General features: G+C 57.2%; 25 protein-coding genes and 3 pseudogenes. 12 read left to right on the forward strand and 16 right to left on the reverse strand.

Going from position 1 to position 22,817, the window contains the following annotated elements; all coding sequences use genetic code 11:
- Positions 1–53 precede the first annotated feature (53 nt).
- Positions 54–335, forward strand: a pseudogene (locus tag E0D86_RS21515) (CAP domain-containing protein); the annotation flags it as partial.
- Positions 336–452: 117 nt separating this feature from the next.
- Here E0D86_RS21515 and E0D86_RS01055 read toward each other — a convergent pair.
- Both E0D86_RS01055 and E0D86_RS01060 read right to left on the reverse strand, forming a co-directional pair.
- The gene (locus E0D86_RS01055) at positions 453–1,031 is read right to left on the reverse strand and encodes a hypothetical protein (protein WP_131648131.1); all 579 of its coding nucleotides are present in this window, start codon (positions 1,029–1,031) and stop codon (positions 453–455) included.
- Between the two features lie 13 nt (positions 1,032–1,044).
- Positions 1,045–1,650 carry a hypothetical protein gene (locus tag E0D86_RS01060; protein ID WP_131648132.1) on the reverse strand — a complete coding sequence of 202 codons (606 nt, stop codon included), beginning with the start codon at positions 1,648–1,650 and terminating at the stop codon, positions 1,045–1,047.
- Between the two features lie 347 nt (positions 1,651–1,997).
- Here E0D86_RS01060 and E0D86_RS21310 point away from each other — a divergent pair, with 347 nt between their 5' ends.
- Positions 1,998–2,150, forward strand: coding sequence for a hypothetical protein (locus tag E0D86_RS21310; protein WP_165914187.1), 153 nt, complete (start codon positions 1,998–2,000; stop codon positions 2,148–2,150).
- A gap of 133 nt (positions 2,151–2,283) precedes the next feature.
- Complete coding sequence (locus E0D86_RS21520) at positions 2,284–2,412, forward strand: hypothetical protein (RefSeq protein WP_256681110.1); 129 nt, start codon at positions 2,284–2,286, stop codon at positions 2,410–2,412.
- A gap of 76 nt (positions 2,413–2,488) precedes the next feature.
- Here the strand turns inward: E0D86_RS21520 and E0D86_RS01065 are convergent, their stop codons facing one another.
- Positions 2,489–2,770, reverse strand: coding sequence for a hypothetical protein (locus E0D86_RS01065; protein ID WP_131648133.1), 282 nt, complete (start codon positions 2,768–2,770; stop codon positions 2,489–2,491).
- 628 nt (positions 2,771–3,398) lie between these two features.
- On the opposite strand from E0D86_RS01065, the gene E0D86_RS01070 reads away from it, so the two are divergent.
- From E0D86_RS01070 to E0D86_RS01085, 5 genes and pseudogenes are all read left to right on the forward strand, one after another.
- The gene (locus E0D86_RS01070) at positions 3,399–4,076 is read left to right on the forward strand and encodes a glutathione S-transferase family protein (RefSeq protein WP_131648134.1); all 678 of its coding nucleotides are present in this window, start codon (positions 3,399–3,401) and stop codon (positions 4,074–4,076) included.
- Positions 4,073–4,478: pseudogene (locus tag E0D86_RS01075) on the forward strand (TerC family protein); the annotation flags it as partial. The gene E0D86_RS01070 and the pseudogene E0D86_RS01075, both read left to right, overlap by 4 nt.
- 257 nt (positions 4,479–4,735) lie before the next feature.
- Positions 4,736–4,834: pseudogene (locus E0D86_RS01080) on the forward strand (CAP domain-containing protein); the annotation flags it as partial.
- An 85-nt stretch (positions 4,835–4,919) separates the two neighbouring features.
- On the forward strand, positions 4,920–5,186 hold the full coding sequence (locus E0D86_RS21525; protein WP_256681111.1) for a hypothetical protein: 267 nt from the start codon (positions 4,920–4,922) through the stop codon (positions 5,184–5,186).
- Entirely contained in the window at positions 5,171–5,812 is a 642-nt protein-coding gene (locus E0D86_RS01085; protein WP_256681134.1) for a DMT family transporter, read from the forward strand. The genes E0D86_RS21525 and E0D86_RS01085 overlap by 16 nt, the downstream gene beginning before the upstream one ends.
- A gap of 67 nt (positions 5,813–5,879) precedes the next feature.
- On the opposite strand, the gene E0D86_RS01090 is transcribed toward E0D86_RS01085, so the two are convergent.
- The 3 genes from E0D86_RS01090 to E0D86_RS01100 form a co-directional block, all read right to left on the reverse strand.
- Positions 5,880–6,533: an ion channel gene (locus E0D86_RS01090; RefSeq protein ID WP_131648135.1), complete on the reverse strand. Its 654-nt coding sequence runs from the start codon at positions 6,531–6,533 to the stop codon at positions 5,880–5,882.
- A 231-nt stretch (positions 6,534–6,764) separates the two neighbouring features.
- Entirely contained in the window at positions 6,765–7,157 is a 393-nt protein-coding gene (locus E0D86_RS01095; protein ID WP_131648136.1) for an MAPEG family protein, read from the reverse strand.
- Between the two features lie 527 nt (positions 7,158–7,684).
- Positions 7,685–8,746: an SDR family oxidoreductase gene (locus tag E0D86_RS01100; RefSeq protein WP_131648137.1), complete on the reverse strand. Its 1,062-nt coding sequence runs from the start codon at positions 8,744–8,746 to the stop codon at positions 7,685–7,687.
- Positions 8,747–8,834: 88 nt separating this feature from the next.
- On the opposite strand from E0D86_RS01100, the gene E0D86_RS01105 reads away from it, so the two are divergent.
- Positions 8,835–9,260, forward strand: a complete 426-nt coding sequence (locus E0D86_RS01105) for a helix-turn-helix domain-containing protein (protein ID WP_131648138.1) — start codon at positions 8,835–8,837, stop codon at positions 9,258–9,260.
- 39 nt (positions 9,261–9,299) lie between these two features.
- On the opposite strand, the gene E0D86_RS01110 is transcribed toward E0D86_RS01105, so the two are convergent.
- Positions 9,300–10,403: a DUF2855 family protein gene (locus E0D86_RS01110; RefSeq protein WP_131648139.1), complete on the reverse strand. Its 1,104-nt coding sequence runs from the start codon at positions 10,401–10,403 to the stop codon at positions 9,300–9,302.
- A gap of 73 nt (positions 10,404–10,476) precedes the next feature.
- Here E0D86_RS01110 and E0D86_RS01115 point away from each other — a divergent pair, with 73 nt between their 5' ends.
- Positions 10,477–11,109 carry a TetR/AcrR family transcriptional regulator gene (locus E0D86_RS01115; protein ID WP_165914188.1) on the forward strand — a complete coding sequence of 211 codons (633 nt, stop codon included), beginning with the start codon at positions 10,477–10,479 and terminating at the stop codon, positions 11,107–11,109.
- A 33-nt stretch (positions 11,110–11,142) separates the two neighbouring features.
- Here E0D86_RS01115 and E0D86_RS01120 read toward each other — a convergent pair whose 3' ends face one another.
- Together E0D86_RS01120 and E0D86_RS01125 are read right to left on the reverse strand one after the other, a co-directional pair.
- The gene (locus E0D86_RS01120) at positions 11,143–11,634 is read right to left on the reverse strand and encodes an RNA methyltransferase (RefSeq protein ID WP_131648140.1); all 492 of its coding nucleotides are present in this window, start codon (positions 11,632–11,634) and stop codon (positions 11,143–11,145) included.
- 280 nt (positions 11,635–11,914) lie between these two features.
- Positions 11,915–13,012 carry a hypothetical protein gene (locus tag E0D86_RS01125; protein WP_131648141.1) on the reverse strand — a complete coding sequence of 366 codons (1,098 nt, stop codon included), beginning with the start codon at positions 13,010–13,012 and terminating at the stop codon, positions 11,915–11,917.
- A 203-nt stretch (positions 13,013–13,215) separates the two neighbouring features.
- Between E0D86_RS01125 and E0D86_RS01130 the strand changes: the two genes are divergently transcribed.
- Positions 13,216–13,953 carry a class I SAM-dependent methyltransferase gene (locus E0D86_RS01130; protein WP_131648142.1) on the forward strand — a complete coding sequence of 246 codons (738 nt, stop codon included), beginning with the start codon at positions 13,216–13,218 and terminating at the stop codon, positions 13,951–13,953.
- 219 nt (positions 13,954–14,172) lie between these two features.
- On the opposite strand, the gene E0D86_RS01135 is transcribed toward E0D86_RS01130, so the two are convergent.
- From E0D86_RS01135 to E0D86_RS01160, 5 genes are all read right to left on the reverse strand, one after another.
- Positions 14,173–14,868, reverse strand: a complete 696-nt coding sequence (locus E0D86_RS01135) for a GNAT family N-acetyltransferase (RefSeq protein WP_131648143.1) — start codon at positions 14,866–14,868, stop codon at positions 14,173–14,175.
- A 121-nt stretch (positions 14,869–14,989) separates the two neighbouring features.
- Positions 14,990–15,406, reverse strand: coding sequence for a DUF2141 domain-containing protein (locus E0D86_RS01140; RefSeq protein WP_131648144.1), 417 nt, complete (start codon positions 15,404–15,406; stop codon positions 14,990–14,992).
- Between the two features lie 422 nt (positions 15,407–15,828).
- Positions 15,829–16,458: an ABZJ_00895 family protein gene (locus tag E0D86_RS01145; RefSeq protein WP_256681135.1), complete on the reverse strand. Its 630-nt coding sequence runs from the start codon at positions 16,456–16,458 to the stop codon at positions 15,829–15,831.
- A gap of 337 nt (positions 16,459–16,795) precedes the next feature.
- Positions 16,796–18,058: a hypothetical protein gene (locus E0D86_RS01155; protein WP_131648146.1), complete on the reverse strand. Its 1,263-nt coding sequence runs from the start codon at positions 18,056–18,058 to the stop codon at positions 16,796–16,798.
- 71 nt (positions 18,059–18,129) lie between these two features.
- Positions 18,130–18,867, reverse strand: coding sequence for an FMN-dependent NADH-azoreductase (locus E0D86_RS01160; RefSeq protein ID WP_131648147.1), 738 nt, complete (start codon positions 18,865–18,867; stop codon positions 18,130–18,132).
- 117 nt (positions 18,868–18,984) lie between these two features.
- Here E0D86_RS01160 and E0D86_RS01165 point away from each other — a divergent pair, with 117 nt between their 5' ends.
- Positions 18,985–19,884: a LysR substrate-binding domain-containing protein gene (locus E0D86_RS01165; protein WP_131648148.1), complete on the forward strand. Its 900-nt coding sequence runs from the start codon at positions 18,985–18,987 to the stop codon at positions 19,882–19,884.
- Positions 19,885–20,294: 410 nt separating this feature from the next.
- Here E0D86_RS01165 and E0D86_RS01170 read toward each other — a convergent pair whose 3' ends face one another.
- Both E0D86_RS01170 and E0D86_RS01175 read right to left on the reverse strand, forming a co-directional pair.
- Positions 20,295–20,705, reverse strand: coding sequence for a hypothetical protein (locus E0D86_RS01170; RefSeq protein WP_131648149.1), 411 nt, complete (start codon positions 20,703–20,705; stop codon positions 20,295–20,297).
- A gap of 750 nt (positions 20,706–21,455) precedes the next feature.
- Positions 21,456–22,772, reverse strand: coding sequence for a hypothetical protein (locus E0D86_RS01175; RefSeq protein WP_131648150.1), 1,317 nt, complete (start codon positions 22,770–22,772; stop codon positions 21,456–21,458).
- Positions 22,773–22,817: the final 45 nt, after the last annotated feature.

The following is a 22,817-nucleotide window of genomic DNA, read 5'->3' on the forward strand; positions in this document are numbered from 1 at the left end:
CGAGGCAATAGGCTCAGCTACAGCTGAGGACAGGTTGCGCCGGTATGCGGTCGCTGGCGGCTCGACTTGAGACGCACTTTCGCAACTTCTTCAACCTGCTCGACAACGATGGCCGTACACCTGGCGATCGGGTGGAGCTGGCGGGTCACAGCGGCACCCGGATAGGGCAAAACATCGCTGCAGCGATGGACCGAAGAGCAAGGTGGTCGAAGGCTGGCTAGCCAGCTCAGCATTACGCCGATGTGATGAACTCGCGACTCAGCGAGCCAGGCGCTGCCTATGCGGTCGATCCGCAAAGCGATGCGGGATTATTGGGAGTGTTTGGCAGGCAGTGATGTGCAAAGCGACTCGGGGGCTGAGCCGACCTGCGCTACCTGTCGCGCTGAGTCGAACTCAGAACCACTTGCGGGGCCATCCTTGGCCCGGCAGCGTCCATTAGCGGCGTTGCCTGATCAGATCAGATCCTTGCTTGCCGCCTCTTCCAGATTGCTCTTCGTGAGCTCGGTCAATAGCGCATCGGCCGACTCGTTGAATGGCAAAGCGAAGATCAGGAATAAATGCATCCAGGTCGTCAGCGTTTCCTGCTTCTGTACCCGGCCAAGCTTCTTGCCGTCACCATCGCGGAACATCATGTCCATGATCAGGGTGTTGTCGAAGGTGCCTGGAACCAGGAATAAGGTGGCGCCGGTTAACACCGCTAGTCCGAGATTGGCGGTTTCCTGATTGCGCAGCGTCACCGTGACATAGAGATCCGAGGCCTCCTGTACGGTGCTGACTCGGGAGAAGCGCCCGCTGTCGGTAAACGACTGTTTGACGAGGTTTTCCAGCTTGGCAATGTCGGGATTGCTCGCCGTGGGCGTGCCGTTCACCGAGTACTCGGTCTGAACCTTGATATATGCGGTCGGTTTTGTCTGAGCCGATTCGGCGAGTGGCCATTGTTCAACGTCAGGCAAGGTGTTGTGGGAGTACGTCATGCAACCCTGCAAGGTCAGGGATGCGGTAATGGCGAGAAGGGCTATCAACGCTTTCATGTGGGCGTCCTTGTCAGTGTGCAAGTTGCTGAGTGGCGTCATGCAGCAGCTGTTCGACTAACTCGGTCAGCTGCCGCGAGCCCAACGATGTATTGAAGTAGTCGTAATCCCACAGACCGGTGTTCTGATTGCGTGCCAGCGTCTTCTGAGAAAGCGCCACCTGCTTACCGGCGGCGTCGACGATCTTCAGCTCGGCTGCGAGGTCATATTTGTCCACGTAGATGGGGCCGTTGACCCAGATCCATACGGTCAGCGTCAGCAGCGCTCCCGGAAAGTAGCCGGGATGCGGCGTGCGCTTGCCCTTGAGCGAGGTGAAATTGAATTGCAGCTGGACGTCTTGCTCGTCCAGCGTAGCGGGGAAGCTGATCATGCGTTCGAAGTATTCGCCGCGCTCGATGTGCTGGGTAATCTGCGCGGTCAGCGTATTGCTGATGTTTCGGCGCTGGGTTTCGTTCAGCCTTGTGTCGGAAACCTCCACGTCCTTGAGCATCGCGCCGGCAGGCACCGAGTGTTCGAGGACTTGCGCAGGCAGCCCGATAGGCCCGGATGGGGTAAAGGAGACGCAGCCGGTCAGCGCCAGCCCCATCAGCGCAGCGGCCAGGTATTTCAACTTGATCATGAAGCATCCTTGAGATTTGCAGAAAGTGTTGGCTTGCCGTGGATGATCGTCGGCGCTCTCTGTGGAGTGATCCTTTAGCCATCCTTGGGCGCGGCGGAGTTTAGCGTCATATTGCCATCACCTATGCTGGCTAGTTCTCCGTCTGCGGTACTGGTTCTCATTGTTGGGATCATCGCCGACATACGGTTTAGTGCGGCTGGAGGGGAATCCAGGTACGTGGTTACGAGTACATGGAGAGGACTCGCACATCTATCAGCTCTGTTGGCGCTCGCCGCGAACATTGGTGCAGCTCGCGTACTCCAATGGATGACCACTCTGGTCTTTTCATCGTGATGAGGACCGCTGAAATGATCGATCCAAACGACCCGCTCAAGGATGGCCTGACTCCGCGGGACTTTGATGAATATGGCGACGTTCCCGAGTCGGGAGAAAACACCGAGCCGGAAGCTGGCACTGATCCGAAGGACGAACCGAATCCCGGCGAAAGCCCGCTCGGATGAACCTCCGCAACGGAAATCGACGGTCTGTTCCAGGCGAGCTGCTGGACAATTCGATCCCCACGGCCTAAAAAGGCGCGCGCAGCGAGGCGTGCGCTTTAGGCATGCATGTGATTGATCGAAAGGCAGGTGGATCGTGAAAAAGAAAAAGCCCGTGGACCCCGTCCGGCAGGCAGAAAAGAACCATGCGCACCGGATTGGCTGGGCGATCGCGCTGGCGGGAATCGTGGTGGGCTTCGTGCTGGTAATGATGAAGCAAGCGTGACAGCTTGCGTGGTTTCGCGCTGTTGGCCATAACCACTACGCATAGACGTCAGCTGATGGTCAGCGAGGCGCCAGCGTCATGGGCTGGTATGGCGTACCGGCTTCTCGGTCATCATCAACAGCACAGGCAAGGGTTTAGCAGCCGCCGAATGCTCTGCTGACCCTTCGATCGTTAACGCATTGCCAGTAATGGCGATGACGGTAGCCAATAGCAACAGCACCCATATTCGCGGCGGCACCAGTTGCACGCGCATCCGAGCGGTGCTCCATCCATGGTCAAATGCCGGGTCCGCTCGCCTGATGGTTTCGCTCGCTTGGGTAGCAACTTCATCGTTCGACACGTGCTGTCCGATAGCCATGGTGATTCCTCCGAAACCCTGTCCGGCGAGGCTTCCATTAGGGTCTGTTCCTGTTTCGTCGCTAGCCGCGGTGCCGCGCCAAATCTTGCCAGGCAAGGCGCGGGACGCAGGTAATGGTGGTTCCCTTGCCAAGTCCCGCAACGCCGCATGGCGAGATTTGCCGCGCAACCCTTCGGGCCGGGCCTGTTTTTTGCGCGATGCGGCGTTTCTCGTCGCTCATTTGGAACGACCAAACTTCACTCCTCGGCCTTGCCTCGCGCAAAAACAGGCTCCGGCGCGGCCGCGTACGAAACGGGAACAGACCCTAAGCATCGGTCCGTCCCTGCAGGTGTGCTGGCGACTGTAGCGGAGTGCCACATTGCCATCAATCAATTCAACGGTTGATGCGGTGGTTGCGCCGGGCGTTTGATGCCAGGGCAACCGCATGTGTTCGAATCGGCATCGATCGTTGTCCTAAGCGCTCGCAACGGTTGGAGCCTTTCGACATTGGCCGGCGCTCGTCGGTCGCCAATAATCCCACTAGAAGTCCCCTGAGTGGTGCTGAACAGCGAGACGACGACTGTCAAACGGCACACTGGTCCCTTCTGGCTGTTTCGGCCATGCACTCGAACGACGAGCCGAGGCGACGATGACTGAACTCACCCTGTACCACTGCGTTAGCGCCCGCTCTTTTCGTGTGTTGTGGGCGCTGGAAGAACTCGGGCTGGATTACCGGCTAGTAACGATGGCGTTTCCGCCTCGTCTGCATGACAAAGCGTTCTTTGATATCAACCCGCTGGGCACGGTCCCTGCGCTTGTTGATGGCAATGGCGTGTTAACCGAGTCGGCGGCTATCTGCGAGTACCTCAGTCAGGTGTATGGCGGTGGTGCGTTGTCGGTAAATAAAGGCGAGGCCGATTATGGTCAGTACCTGAACTGGCTAAGCGCGGCCGATGCGACGCTGACTTTTCCTCAAACACTGATCCTCCGTTACGCCTACTTCGAACCCTCCGAGCGACGGCAACCCCAGGTTGTCGAGGACTACACGCGTTGGTTCCTGGGCCGCTTGCGTGGAGTTGAAAACGCCCTGCAGGCAGGTAATCAATACCTCTGTCAGAACAGATTCAGTAACGCCGACATCGCTGTCGGCTACGCGCTGATGTTGGCTGACTTCCTCGGACTAAGACCGCAGTTTCAACCGCTCACCGAGGCGTTTTGGCAGCGATTGCAGGAGAGGGCTGCCTTCGTCAGTGCGCTGGGTGCGGAAAATCGGGATGCACGTTCTCATGGCATCGACCCGCTGCCCACGCCATTGATTCGTTGCTAACGCAGAATCGACTGCTGGTATTCCTGCGCCGGCACATCCGCGTGACCGACGATCTTTACGAGGGGCGTTTTCTGGTGCGCCTGCACGGCGGATCTGGTATTCGCCGTGGACAGCGTGCCGGCCCGTGTTCGCCATTGCCCAGGGTCCGTTTATCGTCTATACCTCGAACATCTTCGCCATTCTCGGGTTGCGCGCGCTCTACTTCGCGTTCGCGGCCCTGATGCACCGTTTCGTGTATCTGAAGTACGCACTCGCAATCGTGCTGATCTTCATCGGCGGCAAGATATTCCTGCATGGCTTTTTCAAGGTGCCGACGTTGTTGCCGCTCAGCGTGACGCTTTGGTGCTGGCCGGCGGTGTACTGCTGTCGCTGCTCAAGACGCGTGCCAGGTCGGGCAGCTGATAGTGGTTTGATACGCAAGGGTTCGCCTGGACGCTACCCGTTCCAGAATGCGTGAACCATTGCAAACTCAGCCTGGTTCAGGTGCACAGTACAGGCGTCATTGGGCGGTCAGGTCTAGGAGCTTATCCATGCGCATCGAGTCATCGCTTGTACGTCTCGCCTTGTCGGTGCTGGGGCTGGTATACGCTGGTGCTGCCAGTGCTGCCGAGGAGGCCCGGCTCGTTGAGTCGATCAACCTCTATCGCGCCGAAGTGCGTCTAATGACTCCGCGATTCAGCGAGCTGGGGGCAGCCTTTGCGGTCGATCTGCAGCGCGATGGCGGCATCTACTGGACGGCCCTGTTCAGGGCGCTTTGATGTGATGGGAAGGAAGCGTCCTTCTGCACCGTCGATGTCTTCATTCCCGGTGATGCGCAGAAGGTCATAGGATAGAAAGCAAGAAATGCACAACGATTCATCCAGGGTGCCTTTGTTCGCGTACTTATGTCTCGGTTTGTCGATGTGCATGGTGGGCAGCAATATCGGCATAGGAAAACTGATCGTCACTGAACTGCCGGTGTTTCTGTTTGCGGCGATGCGCTTCTTGATTGCAAGTATCGTTCTGCTTCCGGGGATGTTCCGCCATCATTTCGTCAAGGCCTGGACAGGCCTGCGTGGCGGGGTTTATTCCTTCAGTCCTTTTTTGGGTGTTTCCTGTTTAGCTTGTTGATGCTTTATGGCGTCATTTACACCACTGCCACGAGTGCTGGAATCATTACCAGCGCTCTTCCGTCGCTCATTGCGTTATTGGCATGGCTATGGCTTCGCGAGCGCCTCAGCCGTCATGCAATAGTGGCTGTTGTTTTTGCCGCGGTAGGAATAGCCGTGCTGAACCTGCAGGATGCGGATCTTTCTGGAAAGAGCAATGTGCTGGGCAATTTATTGGTCCTGGGAGCCGTTTTAGCCGAGGCGTTATTTGCAGTCTTCTCGCGGCGCTTATCTCTTACGGTGCATCCGTGGAGCATGGCCTTTGGCGTAAATATCGTAGGCTTCTTTCTGTTTGCTCCTTTGGCTGTTGTGCAAGCTATGAACTTTGCTTGGGCTGGGCCTGGATGGGAACTTTGGGGCTGGGTTGTCTTTTATTCACTTACCGCAAGCGTATTGTCCTTTCTGCTCTGGTATAGAGGCGTTTCACAGGTGCCCGCTAATATTGCAGGCCTGTTCACGGGTTTGATGCCACTCAGCGCGGCGCTGGTTGGTTTTCTTGTTCTGGGAGAATTATTGTCGTTCGGACATCTCGTGGGGATGGGTATGGTGATAATGGCGATACTCTTGGGTGCCAAACGGCCCGGCTAAAACAAAGGGCTATCAATTGAGTACCGGTGTGCCAGACGCCATGTCCGCTCTTCGTTTTTCAGAGGCACTAGCGCCGAATCGTCAGCCCGATCAGGCGCGAGACCACCAGCGCGATGTACATCACTCCTGCGAATTGCTCGAGCATCACCAGCGCCCGCGCCATCGGCGTGATCGGCAGAATGTCACCAATGCCGACGCCCGAGAGGATGGAAAAGCTTAGAAACAGCAACTCCAGCCAGGTGCGCGGCGCTTCGGGATCAAGCAACGCGGTAAAGCTGCCCGGCAGCAACAATTGGCAGACCATGAAACTGTAGGCGAAGGCCCAGGCCAGCAGCGTAAAGGTGGCTCCAACCGCGAACAGCTCATCGGTAGTGGCGCGCTGATCTTCCATCATGTAGGCGATCAGACTGGCCGCTGCATAGAAATAGAAAGCCGCCTCCAGCGCGGCCAGCGTCAGACTCAACTCCGGCCCGCCGCGCACCTCACCGATGATGGTCAGCACCAGAATGCACGCCGCCAGCGTGAAGGCCACCCACTGGATCAGCGGACTGCGCCGCACCATACGCAACGCCGCCACCAGCACTACGATACCGAACGTCCCCATGATCGCCCGACCGCGCGGCAACTCGTCGAGAAAGGGATACAGCACGATGCCCAGTAACTGGATGAGCAGCAGGCTGGCAGATGGGTAACGAAGCAGAAACGATTGTTGGGCGTTCATTGGAGGCGATCATCGAGAGGGGGTTGAAGCGTACTGTTCCGGTAGCGTGCCTGGCCACTGCCTGGCGCCGTTGTTCATCAAAATATCCGAGAGCGTCAGGCGCTTGCGGGCGTCAAGGGCTTGTTCGTGCGCAACCAGCTGTTTGGAGGGATTATTCCGTAGCGTCGTGCTTGCTGCTGGGGTCGGTAGCGCGGCCAATGCGCCACCGCGGCCAGACAGAGGGCTTACCGCTTACCCGATGAAGAATAGGGCGATGCAGCAGGCGAGTCCCAGCGCCCAGAGCACCGACCTCACGTTAGCCCAATCGGCAAGATAAGCGCCGATATAGCCGACTCTGGCCGCGACGAAGGCAACGGCAAGGCCATCAATCAGCGGCTGTGAGGCTTGCTGGTGCTCGGCCACCAGAACGCCGGCGATGAAAATAGGCAGCGCTTCGAAGCTATTCAACTGCGCAGCGTTTGCTCGAGCCTGCCATCCCTCCAGACTGGCCAACCATTGACGTGGACTGTGATTGTCGAAGCCACCGTCGCGGCGCGGTTTACCTAGGCCTTTCGACTTGGCGATCCATGCGCAGGCAAGGGGAAGAAGGCAGGCAACAAGGATGCAGGCTTCGGCAATGGTCATGTAGTTACACCTGAACAGGGGAAAGAGCGTGGCTAGGGCGTTCGGCGGCTTGGAGAGCCGGTCGATCCAGGCTAGCTCAGGCGTTGTCAGGCGTTAGATTTTTTCAGCAGCAGGTGCGATCCACGTAAGTTTTATTACCGTTTCGGTTTATGTAGAAGCAGCCACCCCGTGGCCCCTGCTGCAAGTTCGCTCCGCTTGGGCCGCACGAGGCGGCTTCGGCGACTTGGCTGGTGCCGGAAGGCGCAAGAGCAAAAAGAGCCAGCGCAAGAGCTGCGCCGGTTATGAACGGTATCGCGCGGATTCTTGGTTTCATCTAGCCATCCTTGTTGTGATGGCTACGTGATATCACTTAAACGCGACAAAGTGAATTTCAGTTTCCGTACCGCGAGCATCGCCGTACTGCTCGATGCGTCTATTTCGGCTGGCCGGTTCCTTTGAATTAAGGAAGGCCAGCCTACTGAGGACAGCCACAAGGGCTCGCCTCCGTGATCCGGCTCGCCTGAGAAGGCTTCCTTTGACGCCTTCACTCAGGGGATGAGTCTGCTCGCACGCAGATCGGCGAAGACCTTGAAGAAGGCCTCGTCACTCGCCTGGTAATCGAGGAACCCGAGTTTGCGGCTTTTCGACATGTCCGTTACGACCTCGATCGGACGACCGAGGTCCGCATCGGTGTGCCACGGCGAAATGAGCTTGCCGATATCCGGCTCGGCGAGGTTGAACTGTTTCGCCATGTCTGCCCAGGTCTCGGCGTCGTTCGCCATCTGCTGTTCCAGCGGTGCGGGTTGGCCGTCGAAGGGCGCCGCTTCGATGTTGAACCACTCGGCGATGCGCGACCACATCCACTTCCAGCGGAACACATCGCCGTTGACGATGTTGAAGGCTTGGTTGGCCGCCGCAGGCGTTGTCGAGGCCCAGCGCAGATGCCTGGCAAGCTGACCCGCGTCGGTCATGTCGGTCAGGCTGTTCCACTGCACTTCCGAGCCCGGAAAGCGGAAAGGTCGGCCGGTAAAACGGCAGATGGAAGCATGGACAGCCAGCGTGGTCGCCATGTTCATCGCGTTGCCGACGGCAATACCGGTCACGGTGTGGGGCCGGTGAACGCTCCAGTTGAAACCGTCGCGGGCTACCGCGGCGAACACCTCGTCTTCCTGTGCGTAGTAGAAGTTCTCTACGTCCAGCCGTCCCTGTTCTTCACGGAAGGGTGTTTGTGGCAGCGAGCCCTTGCCGTAGGCTTCGAACGGACCCAGGTAATGCTTGAGGCCCGTCACCAGTGCGACATGGCGAACCGAGCCAGCCGGACGCAAGGCTTCGAGTAGATTACGCACCATCTGCGCGTTGACGCGGATATTCTCCGCTTCGCTGACCTGGCGCGCCCAGGTCGTCAGGAACACGTGCGTGGGTGCAAGACCGCTCAGCGCCGAGCCCAGCGACGAAATATCCAGCAGGTCCGCGCTTATCGGCGTGATACCCGCCTCGGCGTTGGGGCGGCGCGCCAGCCCGGCGACCGCCCACCCTTCGTTGGCCAGCAGGCGCGAAACCGCCGAGCCGACGATTCCACTCGCCCCGACCACCAGCGCTTGATTTGTCATGTTCAGTCCCTCACACAATGAAACAGGCCTGCACCTTAACCACTCGAAAATGCCGATCCAAGTCGGCACCAAATGGTAACCATCACCCATGAACACGGGCTCTGACGAAGAACAATGGCGTGAAGACTGCGCCCCGCGGCGCGTGCTGGAAATCTTCTCGACCAAATGGACCAGCATGATTCTGCATACGCTTCATGCGCGACATGACGGCATTGCCCGCAGTGGGGCGCTGCATCGGAGCGTGCCGGGTGTTTCGAAAAAGATGCTGATTCAGACGCTGCGGGAGCTGGAGGAGAGCGGGCTGATCGAGCGGCACACCCTCGATTCGGTGCCTCCCGCGGTGAGCTATGCGCTGTCGCCGCTGGGCAAACTCATGGTGCAGCCAATCGAGTTGATCTACGAGTGGGCCAGGCAAAACTCCGCGGCGCTGGATCAGCTGCAGCCGCGGCGGACCTCGCGCAGGCGTGGGAGCGAGCAAGCCGTGAGCGGCGAGCTGACACCGCCACGGCTGTAAGCATTCATTCTTCGCTGCATGTGAAACCCGAAGGCGGGCTCAGTCGAGTACCACCGCGTGCCCCGCGAGCGGGTTGATGTGGCCTTTTATCAGCGACTCGGCCAAGGCTTGCGCGGCTTCCAGGCCGGCGTGCTCGTTCACCTGCATCCAGGGCTGCCGCGCATCCCCAACTCGGGCGATAAAGGCCAGCTGCGCCTCGTTGAAACGACGGGTGACCTCGGTAGCGCCCCAGTCAGCATTGCGTTTCTTGATCTGGTAGGGCGCGAAATAAGGCTGTGGCGGCGGGCCGGCCAGCGTCTGGTCGAGCTCGGCATAGTCCTGGTTCTGGGCCGATCCGGCATAGCAGTCATGCACCAGGGTGCCTTTGAAATGTGCGTGGATCTGTTGGCGAAGCCCGGTGCTGCCGGAGAAGTCCACGTAGAGCGTTGGCACGCTTGGGTCCAGCGAGCCGAGCTGGTCGTAGCCCAGCGTCTGGCGATAGCAGCCCAGCCCTTGCACGAAGTCGGAATTGGTGGGGGAGGTCAGTCCAACCAGCCTCACCGTTGGGTTGTCCTGCAGGCAGAACGCCGTGCCGTACGCCGTCTTGCTCGATGCGCTGGATATCACGATCTGCCGCGCGCCGAAGAAGCCGTTGTCCTCCAAGAAATCGGCCAGCATGAACGAGGTGATGAACAGCGGCCGCAACAGCATCTGGTAATTCTCGCTCTCGGCACGGTAGGCGGCATCGGTGCTGATGCGCTGGTACTGGTTATACGCCGAGGTCAGCGCGAGACGATGTTCGGCGCCGTCGTAGAAGCCGCGTTCGCTGACCCGCACCGGCTGCATGACGAGGTGGCTGGCGATCGGCCAGAAGCCATAGAAGCGTTCGCCCTTGGCCAGTCCCTCGACCGTACTTTCGACGACCTCGGCAAACCCCCACGCGGGCATGTGGAACCACTCGGCATCGCCGGTCGGGAAAAAGTCCCAGTAGCGCAGGTGCGGGGTTTCGCCGAAGGCCGCGTAGGTGACATTGTTCGTGGTCAGCGCCAGTCGGCTGATTTGCAATAGGGCCTCGCCGGCCTTCAGTTCCGGCATCGGCTGGGTCTGAATGCGGGTTTGCTCCATGCTTCGCTTGTTGTTTTGCAGCTGGTGGATGACGCTCATCGATGGCACCTTGGGGACATATTGAGATGGCATCGACTGTAGCCCTTTCGTTTTACCGCCGGGTTCGGATTTCATGAGCACACGATTGCCGAGCGCCAAGCCGCTCAAACGGCCTATCCAGGCGCGCGCCAAGTTCACGGTTCAGGCGATTTATGACAGCTATGTTCGGATCTGGCAGCGCGATGGCTGGTCTCGACTGACGACCCGCGCCGTTGCGCTTGAAGCCGGCGTTGCCATCGGCACCTTGTACGACTACTTCCCTAGCAAGCAGGCGCTGCACTCGGGCTACGTGCGGTATTGCATTGAGCAGTTGCTCGGGGCGATCGACGAGCATGCAGTGAAGCCCGCTGCGATCGGCTGGCCGGTGCGAATCCAGCGGTTGGTGCGATTGCTCGTCGGCGTCGAACCGCATCTGCCCTGGTTTCATCCGGACATGCTAGAACTTGAAGCGCTGGTTGCAGAGCCCAAACATCAGCGTCGGGTTTATGAAGACTTACTGAGCGCCTGGCATCGCGTTATCGACGCGGCGACCGATCTGCCTGTACGCGCGGATACAGCCACCCTGGAGGCGCTGCATCTGTCGGTCTGGGGTGGGCGCCGCTACGCCATGCTGGTGCAGCTCGAGCCGGAGCGTATCAACGAGTGGGCCGGCTGCATGGAGCAGCTGTGCCTGCGCACGCTTGCTGGACCGGACGGGCAAGCCTGAACGCAGCCGGCTATCGCCGACATGTTCGGTGAGCTAAGTGATTTGTTGGGGTTGGCGTCCGAACTCGGGGCCGGAGCGGGTGTTGTTGCCTTTCGCCAGCCGGTCGTAAAGCACCACGTTAACGGTCGCTGCGAGGTTCATGCAGCCATTGGTGGGGATGTAGACGACGTCCTCGCACCAGTCACGAATTTCCTTGCTGAGCGAGCCATCTTCGGCGCCGAAAATGTACAGCGCTCGATCAGGATGCGTGTATTCAGGCAGGGCACGCGCACCCTCGACCAGCTCAACCGCCACCGGCACACAGCCGAGCGGCAAGATCTTGCGCAAGTCATCGATATTGATCAGCGGAATGTCCTGATGGACCTTTTTGGTGTCGGTGATGAAATCCTTCGCGCGGTCATAGCGGGTGCCGGTATAGAACACCGAGGCGGCGCCATAGCAGCCCGCCGCGCGCATGATCGCTCCCACATTGGACGGCGATTTCGGGTTGCTCAGGCCGATGCAGGCATATCGTTTGTTGCTCACAGTGTGCTGCTCTCGCGATAAACGGCGAGTATACGGGCATGTCTCGTTCGCGGCTCGCTGCCTGGGTTACGGCATGAGCTGATGTAACGATGCCCTTTCCATTCGATGTGAGCAGGTGAGTCGTCGCGGTCAAAGCACTATTGGCGGGACGCTCAGGCAGTTCAGGGTTGGAAAAACGCCGCCTTGCACGCATTCATCAGGCAGTTTCACAAGCGCCCGATGCCGTGCATCGGGCGCTTCACGTGCCTGACAGCGCAGAAGCCGTTCGGCTATAGGCCTACTAACGCTGGGTTACCGTCGCGCTGTTGTTCATCCCGTTCTGCATGATTGTCGCGGTGTCCGTGCCGCTGCCAGTGCCCCCCTGTCCTTGGGTCAAAGAGGCGTAGTTGCCGATGCCTGTCTGACCGATGATGCCCATGTCACCGGAATCCCCAGCGCTCATTTGGGATGCTTCGATAATGTTATCCGAGCCGTTTTGCGCCAGGTCAAGGGAGTTGGCGTCGCCACTCTGGACGATGTCGATGCTGTTGTAGTCTCCAATCGAAGTACCGGTAATGCTGCCGTTACTTCCGCCTTGACGCGCTTTCAGCTCGTTGCCCGTGCCGGTCTGGGTAAAGTCGAATGAGCCCTCGGCCATGGCTATCCTGATGTCAGCCTTGTTTCGCATCCCGTCCTGAGACAAGTACAGATCGCTACTTGAGTCGTAACTTCCGTCATATTGGCTGACGTTCGCCTCGTTATGCTCCCCAGTCTGGCTGATGACGGTGTTAGCCGCCGAATACGCGCCTTGTAAGAGCTCCACGCTGTTTGCCAGGCCGGTTTGGTTGATCTGAGCCATTACATGCCCGGTTTGGCTAACGTACGCTTGGTTGCCTATACCATCCTGCGTCGCTTCGAGGCTATCCAGAATGTAGGTCTGCGTCAGCGTGACCAGATTTTCCTGGCCCAATTGAGTGATCCTGGCGTCGTTGTAGTCGCCGTCTATTTGTGAAACATATGCCTCGTTATCGACCCCGTATTGATAGACGTACGCCGTTACCCCGCCTTCGGACCGCTGAACGATGCTTTGCAGGTTGCCTTCGCCTTCCTGGTGAGACCGAACCCATGTCCCAAATCCTTCCTGGGTGGTCGTCAAATGGTTCGCAACGCCTTGCTGTGTCGCTTCGACCGACACGTTGGTGCCGGCTTGAGTGACGGTTGCTTCGTTTGAATCGCCGTTCTGAGTCAGTTCCGTCCAGAGATAGGTGCCGCCTAACTGAGTGACCTCTGCGGTGTTGTTGTTTCCGTTTTGCTCAATGGAAGCCGTTTGATCAACAGCCTGAGCCTGCCCGGCTAAGACAAGGGACACGGCGGCAGCGAGAAGGGAGCGCATGAACATTTTCAGAATCCTTTGAGTCGTGGGAAGTCGGATTCTTGAGGATTGACCAGAGAAGGAAATAGGCTGAACGACTGGTTATCTAAGGGTGTATTAACCGATTGTCGGAATTCGGGCTGTTTTACCGCCCGCGATGAAGGGCGATTTCCATACAGCCCGGATATGATGCGCGCCCCTCAACGTTCCAGCTCAAACTCAGGGCCACCATGCTCGCCATTTATACCGACCTGTCGGGTTACTACGATCTGATGTGTGCCGATATCGACTATCGGGCGCAAAGCCACTGTATCCAACGGCTCCAGCAATTGTTCGGTAATGCGGGAAAGAGGCATCTGGACTTGGCCTGCGGAACCGGGCCGCATGTGCGCCATTTCATCGATGCGGGCTATGAAAGCAGCGGGCTAGATATCAACCAGCCCATGTTGGACAGAGCGTCTATTCGCTGCCCGGAAGCACAGTTCTCCTTACAGGACATGTGTGGCTTCACGGTGGAAAGGCCGGCCGACCTGATCACCTGTTTTCTGTATTCCATCCACTACAGCGCAGGAATCGAGCGGTTGAAAGCCTGTATAGCCAGCGTGCATGCCGCACTGGCCGACGATGGGCTCTTCTGCTTCAACGCCGTCGACAAGCACACCATCGACAATGATTCATTCGTATCGCACACCGCTAGTCACCCAGACGGCGTGTTCAACTTCAGTTCCGGTTGGTACTACGTCGGCGCTGGCGAGCAGCAGTCGCTAAAGCTACGCATTGAAAAAATGATCGCCCATGAAAGCCAGGTATGGCTCGACGAACACCGCATGGTGGCCGTGAGTTTTGGGGAATTGATCGAGCTGTTAAAGCCGTACTTCGATGTTCATGTGCTTGAGCACGATTACGAAAAGATCGTTCCTTGGAACGGGACTTCAGGGAACGCGATATTTGCCTGTGTGAAGATTTGATGCACGGCGCAACATGGCGCGCGGATGGAGTGATTAGGACGTCTCGGCCCCTTGTACCCCATGCAAGTGCGCTATCAGACTGCGCTACGCCCAACATACATCTAACGTCAGTATCCGGCATTCATCGGTGACTGACTCGCTACTGACCTCGCGGATTGGCTCGTCTTGTCGGCGCATCGGCATTACGTAGCGCGGATCGCAACGATTTCTTCAGGTTGATCAATGCAAGCGCTTAGCTGGAGAGTATGTCTGGACTAAATGCTGCGCCTGTTCGGCCAACTTATCCAGCAGGCCATCGCGCTCTTTCTCCGCGTCGCTCATGGCTTTTTCACCGTGTTGTTTCACGAGATAGCTATGAATCTGCCGGACTTCCTTGGAGTGAAAGATTGGCTCCAGGTCCTGCACCGCCAACACGCCGTTTGAAGCCTGGCTCCGAGTATTCATCATCACCTGCGGGCCGCGCGCCGCCAGTGGCAGAAAGCCCAGCGCTTCGAAGTACGGCACCTTGCCGGCCACGCACGCCACTTCCGCATGGGGATAGCGCGCCACCATCTCTTCGACCATGGCCCTACCGATGCCCTGCCGACGATGGCTGGCTTGCACCGCCAGATAGACCAGCGCACAAGCTTCGGGGTCGTCTACGTAGGGTAGGTACAGCGCAAAACCGAGCAGGCGCGCCGGATCGTCGGCATCCAGCGCCACGATCAGTTTGGGTTTGCCCGCCTGCGCGCCATCCATGCTGTCGAGATAGCGATGCACCTCGAAACCCACCACGTATTGATACAGCTGATACAGCGGGTTACTGGGCGTGAGCGATACCGGGCTGATGTCGCCGAGGTAGTCCACCACCATCTGCAGCACCTGGCTTTTCATCGATTCCGGTGGCGGGGTGTCCAGGTGGGCGAGGGTGAACATGGGCGAGGTGGCTCCGGGGCGGTATGGCAAAGAACGCATTGTACCGATCGATGCGCACCGAGCGGGTTGGAGGGGGCTTTGCCGCAGTCGAGCCGTGCAATGTGGCGTGAAAGTGGTTTTCCTAGTGACGCATGTCCAGCGTGACCTTGGCGGGCTCGTCAACGGTCACTTCGAACGCGCTGTCTTCGAAAGACGGCGGGCCCATCACCTTGGGATTATTGGACAGCCCGTAGCCCTCGCTGGGGAACATGCCGAAGCGTCGATCCAGCTCACCGTTGTCGTTCTCGTCATGGTAGGCCAGCACCGCGTAGCGTCCGGGCGGCACATCGTTGAATACCAGCGTTACGGCACCTTTTTCAGCCTTGGCCTTCTGCGCGGCGAAAGCCTGGTCGTCCTTGCGGAAGGTTTTCGGGTCGGCGTACACCGCCACGGCAACCTGGCCATTGTCATGCCCAAGGCCATTGAGTGTGACGCTTAGCTCTTGAGCGTGCGCCAAGGGCGCTAGCAGGACGAGGGCCAGGATTGGAAGGGCTTTCATTTCTGAACTCCTAAAATCGAGCGTGACGGAGTCGCTCAGGGGTGCGTTGATCAGCCTGCGGCGTGGATGTCGATCGTCGCATATTCAAGTAGTTAGCGAAGCGCTGTTCATCGTGGTTCCGAGCCCTTTCCACGCGTCATTTCTAGGACTATCTCGCTTACTTGAGGAAGCATGTGTAAGCACCCGTCAAATAGATGCGTTCAGTTTCCGGTGAGTTTTAGCAGGCCAAACACCATGCTCAGCCAAGCCCAGCTGACCCAACCCCACAGCCGCCATTTCACCCGCTCAGCCCGGTAGCATCGATGTGTTCAATTTCGGTGAATTTGGGTAGCCCAACTTCCAAAAGCGTCCCCGCGCGGAGCGTGGGGACGCGCATAAGCTATCACGACGAATCAGATGAGCAGGGTCCAGCAACTGTTACGCTACGCTTTTAATTGAATCTTCGTGGCGTATCTATTCGCATGCCATCCAAATGACAGGTTTAGCATTAAATAATAGAACAAAGTTACTGCTGTCATGATGGCTAACCACGTCAGTGTAGAAAGTCTGGGAAGAAACCTCGTTATTTCGATAAGCCCTTGTGGGCCTAATGCAACGAAAAACAATATTGCAACGCCAGTGGCCGATATGGCAGCTGACGATAATAGGCAGCCTAATATCAATTTGTTTTTTTCTGACTTATTTGGGGCTCTTTTGTTGATTGAGACAAATTGATTGGAGGTAGTCATAGATGCGCCCATAAGCATTGCTATGTTTGCTCCGGAGCCGAAGTCAATGTCGAAGCCGTGCGCGAGCACGTTAAAAAATAGCATTAATGCTGCATTAAGTAACGCAAACAATCCTACATAGTTAATAACTGATACTTCGTTTTTCAATATCATGGAACGTCCTTGTATTTCATTGTTGAATTGATAAGCGAGCAATGCAGCTTTTGTAAGTCCAGTTGCGAGGCAACCAACTGGAGTGTGGTGATGCTGGCGTGTCGCATTCAATCTGCCGTGAGCTTGAGTAGGCCGACTGCCAAAAGTAGCCAAGTCATACCGGCGAAGCATAGCCACCAGGCTATTATCATTCGGCGCTTAATGAAGCGGGGCAACCTACGGACTTCGCTCTCCAAAAGGTCTCCACGGTTTATGTGACCTGTCGGGAACAAGGCTACAGCTGCCAAGCTGCTAGTTAAAACAAAGCGGGAGTAGAGACCGCTATCACCCCAAAGCATTCTCTGCCTTAGCACATATTCGCTGTTTGGGAATGTGTTGAGAATAGTGTCGAGATTTCGGTATGCCATGACAATAATAATGAGCATGCCTGAGAAGCCGATTACGAACGGGGCCAAAAGAAAAGATATTTGGATATCCAGGGGCCAAGTTTCAAACCACGTATTGAAGTTCAAGGTTGGCTCCTCTCATATATTTTCTCACCCGCCAGTTCGCCAGCCCACGCACCGCCAGCACCCCCAGCAACCGAAGCCCCGCCGACCACAACCAGCCCACAGACAAAGCCGCCTATTCCGCCTGAAGCGACCCCGATTGCAACGCAAATCGAGCCTGCGGCAGGACTAGCTAGAGCCACGGCTAGGGCTCCACCACCCAGCGCCCCAGTAAAACTTCCCGACTCGGTAAGTCGTATCTTCTGACACGCCTGGGTTTCGCCTGCTTGGCACACCTCTTGGACTTTCAAAGCGGAGGCCGTACCGCCCAAGGCAATACCAACATAGGTGCCGTTCTTAAGGTACTTGGCCGCCTTGGCAATCGCATCCATATGGGTGGCGTAGCCGGGAATCTGGCCCGGTGCGCCGCCTTTGCTCCAGTGGTGCACCAGACTGCGGGTGGAAATGCCGAGGTCTTGGCGCAGCGTAGGATAGCTGCCCAGGCCCAACTGCTTGCCGAGGAAGGTTGCTTTCAACTGGTTGTCGAGTTGGCGGTACAGCTGTTGGCGCGAAGCGAAGAACTGCGGACTTTGCAGGTGGCCATGCGTGGCGAACTCGCGCTGGTGCACGAATTCGATATCGCGCAGCGTGCCATCGATCTGCTTCAAACCCTTGCTTAGCATGTCGGTGCCAAGCCCTAGCGACTGGCTGGCGCCACCGACCATCAAGGCGATTTCGGCCTGATGCTTCGCCATGAAATCCGCCTCGCTCTCGCTCAGCGGTTCTAAAGCCGTGCGCACTTTGGCGGCGGCCGCCATCAGGTCGGCTTCTTCGCGCAGGCAAGCGGTCGGGTTGATCAGGTTACCCAAGACGAACATTTCGCCGGCCTTGAAGCCCTTCGCGAAGGTGGGGTTTAGCGCCTTGATGCGGCTGACCAAGTGGTTGTGGGGCGCATCGGCAAACAACTTGGCGAGCACCTGCTCGCCGGACATGCTGCGCGGCACGATGTAGAAGCCCGGCGGCTGGGCCTCGGGGAGCTTGAGCATGTCAGGCGATGGCCAATCCAAAAGCTCAGGGGCGGTTTCAACTGTCTGCTTCCAGGCGGCAAAGGAGGCGCCGCCGTTACCGGGTTTGGTCTTCGGCATCTCTGCCTGGCGGCCCCAGCCACTATCAGGCCCCCAACCGGAGTCGCGGTTGCCGGTGCTGTCCGCCTTCCAGCCGGTGTCAAGGTCCCAGCCGTGATCGGACGGGTAGGCCGGGTCTTTGAGGTTGTCCATCCCCATGAAAATCTTCCCTGTAATGTTGAATCGGGCCGCAGTCTATCTGCTCAAGGCCTCGACCCACTGGCGCTTGTTCACGAAACCTGTGCCTGAACGACGCCAGCGGCGTGTTGGGTGACGAACGACTTGGGACTAGCCTCAAGTTCAGCCTGAAGCTTTGCCACCAGCGCATCGACCTCTCGTTGCGCCTGTGCCACTGAGGCTGCCAACACCTCGCCACCGGTTTCCTGACCTTCAATCGCGATCTGGTGGATGCGGGTAATCCCGATGAAGTTGAGCGCCGTCACCAGGTTCGGCTCCAGGTGGTTCATATGCGCCATTTCCCCGCCGGGACCAAAGCCAATGCCGCCCCTGGCGGAGAGAATGACCGCGTGCCGTGGCCGGTCAGCCAGCAGGGGTACGTAGGGATCGGGTAGTTTGGTTTCGTCGACCTCAACCGTCCGGCCTGGGCGCACGATCTGATCGATCCAGGCCTTGAGCGCGGCGGGCATGCCGAAGTTGTAGAGCGGCGTCCCGATGACCAGCACATCCGCCGCGATCAACTCGTCGACCAACCGGTCGCTTTCGGCCAGCGTCTCTTTCATCCAGGGCTCACGACGTTCTTCCGGCGTGAAGGATGAGGCGATCCAGTCATGACTGGTGAAAGAGGGCGGGTTCTGGCCGATGTCCCGGTAAGTAATGCTGTCCTGCGCGCGGCGGGACTGCCACTGGCTGACAAAGCGGTGGGTAAGGTTACGGCTGTGGGAACCGTGCTCGTCCTTGCCAGCGAGACCGGGGCGGGCGCTAGCATCGAGGTGCAAAAGGTGCGTCATGGTGAGTCTCCTCTGTGACTGAATTCATCTGTCATTCGCGGTAGGCCCAGACTAGGTCTAGCCTCTACGGGCGACAAACGACCATTTCTTTAGGCTACAGATGAGGAAAACTCAGCCATGGCGCACCGAAGATTGCCTTCGCTTTCCGCCCTGCGGGCCTTCGAAGCGGCCGCCCGCCATGAGAGCGCCAAGCAGGCCGCCGAGGAGTTGAACGTTACCGCTACGGCGATCAGCCACCAGATTCGCTCGCTGGAAGAATCGCTCGGCGTGGCATTGTTTGTGCGAAAGCCACGCAAGCTGGAACTCACCGCTCAAGGGCACGAGCTGCACCAGGTGCTGGAAACCGCGTTCGACTCCATCGCCACGACCGTCGACCGCCTCAGCGCGGGGCCCTGTCGGCAGGCGATCACCCTCAGCACCACACCGGCCATTGCCGTGCGCTGGCTGGTGCCCTGGGTCTGCATGCTGCGCGATTCCCATCCCGATATCGACCTGCGCTTCCACACCTCGCACGAGCCGGTGGCGCTGGATGGCATTACTGCCGATATCGCCATCCGCTACGGCGATGGCCGCTGGCCCGGGCTGGTGGCAGAGAAGCTGTTCGATAACACGTTCGTTCCGGCCTGCAGCCCGCTGCTTGGCTTGCATGATGTGGCCGAGCTGCCCAAGCACTCGTTGATCCACTTCCAAGCCCAGCGCGCCTTATCCGCCCCGATTCACTGGGCGTCATGGCAGAAAATGGCCAACGTGCCGGGGCTGGACGTCAGCGCCGGGCTGGTCTTCTCCGACGAGACCCACGCCATTTCAGCCGCCGTTGGCGGGCAGGGCGTGGCGTTGATGAGTCGTCAGTTGATCGAGGACGAATTGAGGGAAGGGCGGGTGGTTCAGCCGTTTGGGCCGGTGATGGAGGGGAAGCCATTTCACCTCGTGTATCCGGAGAGCCGTCGAGATGACCCGACGGTTCGTGCGGTGAGGGATTGGGTGATGGCGGTGCCGGGTGGGTTGTGTGCGCTATAGATTGGCGGGAAAAGATTCCTTTCCATTCGTACCGCTGACATTGTCCGAGCTGCTTCGCGACAATGGTTCTGCCCTGCTGGGTAAGTTGCTTTTCCCATGAACTAAGGCGGTTGGTGGCACTGTTTCGATGCGATAGTCTTTAGCTGGAAATATTGTTGTTGTACCGTCCAGATACAAAGCTAGATGCGTTTTGGATGCGATGATCAAAAAGCCCAGGGCGATCTGCTTATCGTTGTCATATATGGCCACACAGCGTTCGCTCAGTTTTTTCGCGCTAGTACAGTCATGCTCATACAAATGATCTGTTTTTTATATGCTAGTTCTGCTGATTTTACCCCAACAAGAGCTGGCACTAGTAAAAGTAGATTTGCTATAAATGGTATAGAGAATATTGCTATAACGGTAAATCCCTAGATAAGTGTTATCGAAAGAGGTACTTTAATTAGTCGCCTCTCTTCTAGAAAAGTACTCGTCTTCTTCGCAAGTTTTGATTTTGGGATAAGGTTGAGTAGCGCCATCTCGGCAACGAACAAAACTGCGAGCGCAAATGTCAAAATTAGTATTTCTGGGTCCGTCGCTACGTTTATCCAGTTCAGGCCCGATTGGAGTAGCGCGCTATATGCGTTGAACATGTAATCGGTTGGGCTTTGAGGAAAGAGGTTGCTAGCTACGCCGTAGAGGTTGAGGATTGTGTCGCTATATATGGCCCCCGTTAAATACAAAAACGAATAAGCTAGGGCGCCAAGTGCGGGTGTAAATATGAACCAAAGTACCTTGCTGGTGCGTGGCGGGGTGTTTTCTACAGGATGTTGTTCGTCCATGAATGCCTACCTTATGTTGATTGCGCCCGCATTCTATCGAAATCACGTATTGAAAAACGTTCTCAAGATCATTGCCTCGTTTTCGATAGTGCCGCAGCGGTTTAACGTGCCGACTGCTGCATTGGTTCCGCCCTACTGGGCGGGTCCCTTTGGCAGCCGCCCCAAAAGGAACCAAAAGCCCTTGCCCCTGCATACGGCCCTGCGCTTCGCTCCGGGTTCGTTCGCTCCATCGCCGTTCCAGGGGCCCGCCGCGAAGGGCCATCTATGGCCCATCGCGGCTCTCGCGGCATCCATGCTGCTCAACCCCTTCCACGACGATTCCACTCACCCTACTGAAAGGGGCGGTTGGTGTCGCCTGATAACTCCTGCAAAAGCCCCACATAAGCGAAGCTTGACCTTCAGGCGACTTGGACTCCGATCCCCGTCAGGAGGCCGAGTGGAGGTGTTGCGTAGGGGGACGCGAGGCATGGACGCCGAGCGAGGAGCGAAGGGACAGGGACGTCCCTTCGTGACGGTCCCCGGAGCAGCACCGGAGCGAGGGGAGTCTGGCTGCAGGCCAGACCCGGATGTCGGGGTGACCTTCTCTCTGGTTACTTTCTCTGGCCAAACAAGAGAGAGTGGCTCGCCGTGCATGGCGAAACCTGTTGGTGGGCCAGGGAAAGTGCGGCGCAAATGTGGGCAGGTTGGGGCCAGGAAAATAAATTTGTCCCCCTTTTTGTACTGCACCTGAGAGTCCGTTTGGACTTCAGGTTATTTCGCTACTGCGCTATCGTCTCCGGTCGCTTCGCCATTAGGCGGCTGTTTCGCTACGCTATATGTGAAGTCTTCGCTTAAGTCCCGTGATAAATGGCTTTTCAATAGCTCAATTTTTAGCTTGATTCGCTCTCGAAACTTCGAATCATCCGAGACATCTAGCCCTTGCGTCGAGGAAAAAACCGTATCTTTGGCGATAACAAGTAGTCTCGCTAGCGTGAGTCGATCTCTATGGATTTCTATCGCTCGAGAAAGCAGAAAGAACGCTATTTTGGCTGATGCTCCTATCGCTAGCATAAGAATTAATGTGAACGGGAGGCGTGTAATAAGAGTTGCTGCCACATCGCCTAGTGAGGTCGGAGGACGGGATAGAATCGACTCGGCGCTTGAGAAAAGCCGCCCTGCCGAAAGGATGATTGCTGTTAGAGGAAGAAGGCTTAGGAAAAAATACAGTGCAACTTGATTTTTACCTTCTTTCACGAAGTCTTTGTATTCGTCTGAAATCAAGCTTCGGTCGTTTGTTATTTGGTCTAAGTCATGCTTATGTTCCGCAATTTTCTTTGTTAGTGCTGCGGAGCTGGCCTTTAGCAAGGTTACATTGTTCTCGATATTCGAAAGGTTGCTATTGGCTTGTCTGATAGAAGATTCTAAAGATTCAAGTTCAGCTTTCGCGTTTGCTACATTTGCCTTGGATGCCGTAAGTTCAGCTTCGGATTCAGCATAAGCTTGTTTGGTGTCTTCGGTCCGCTCTTCTAGCGCCTCTTTTTTTGATGTCGCTAGCGCGCATTCTGACTCGATTGACGCGAGTTCGTTACGAGTGTTTTCAACGTACGCATCAATGTTTGCCTTAAGCTCAAGTGATTCGCTAGCGCACGCAGCAACCTTTTCGAACGTATTGAGATCGAAGCCATTAATATTAATTTTGCTCAGCGTCGAATTGTTTATTAGACCGCTGCTGGATTGGATTTCAAATGAGGTGCAAAGCGAGTTGAACCAAACGAAACAGAACGTCTGTTTCTGATCGATCGTAAGGCTTTTCTCGATAACGGTTCCGGCGACAGTCGTGGCGCGGCACTTTAATTGCGCCTTCAGTGTCTTCGGGTCGCTGGTAGTGAAGCTGATGTATCTGATCCAGACGGGAGTTGTGCTGAGATAGCGCTTTGCTTTACGGTCCAGCTTTAACGGTTCGCCACCGCTTAATAGCTTGCCAAATTTCCCGCTCCCTTTGAAAAAGCTATTTGTCCAAGTCGCTTCTTCCGGAAGCGCATCCTGAAGGTCTTTAAATGCTTCTTCGATACTTTCTAGTTGGCCCAAGTTTCTGATTCCTTTCTGTGTTTGATTATAGACCTCGCCTTCCGG

Origin of the sequence: Pseudomonas sp. IC_126 (assembly GCF_004331835.1) — a bacterium.
Classification (GTDB): domain Bacteria; phylum Pseudomonadota; class Gammaproteobacteria; order Pseudomonadales; family Pseudomonadaceae; genus Stutzerimonas.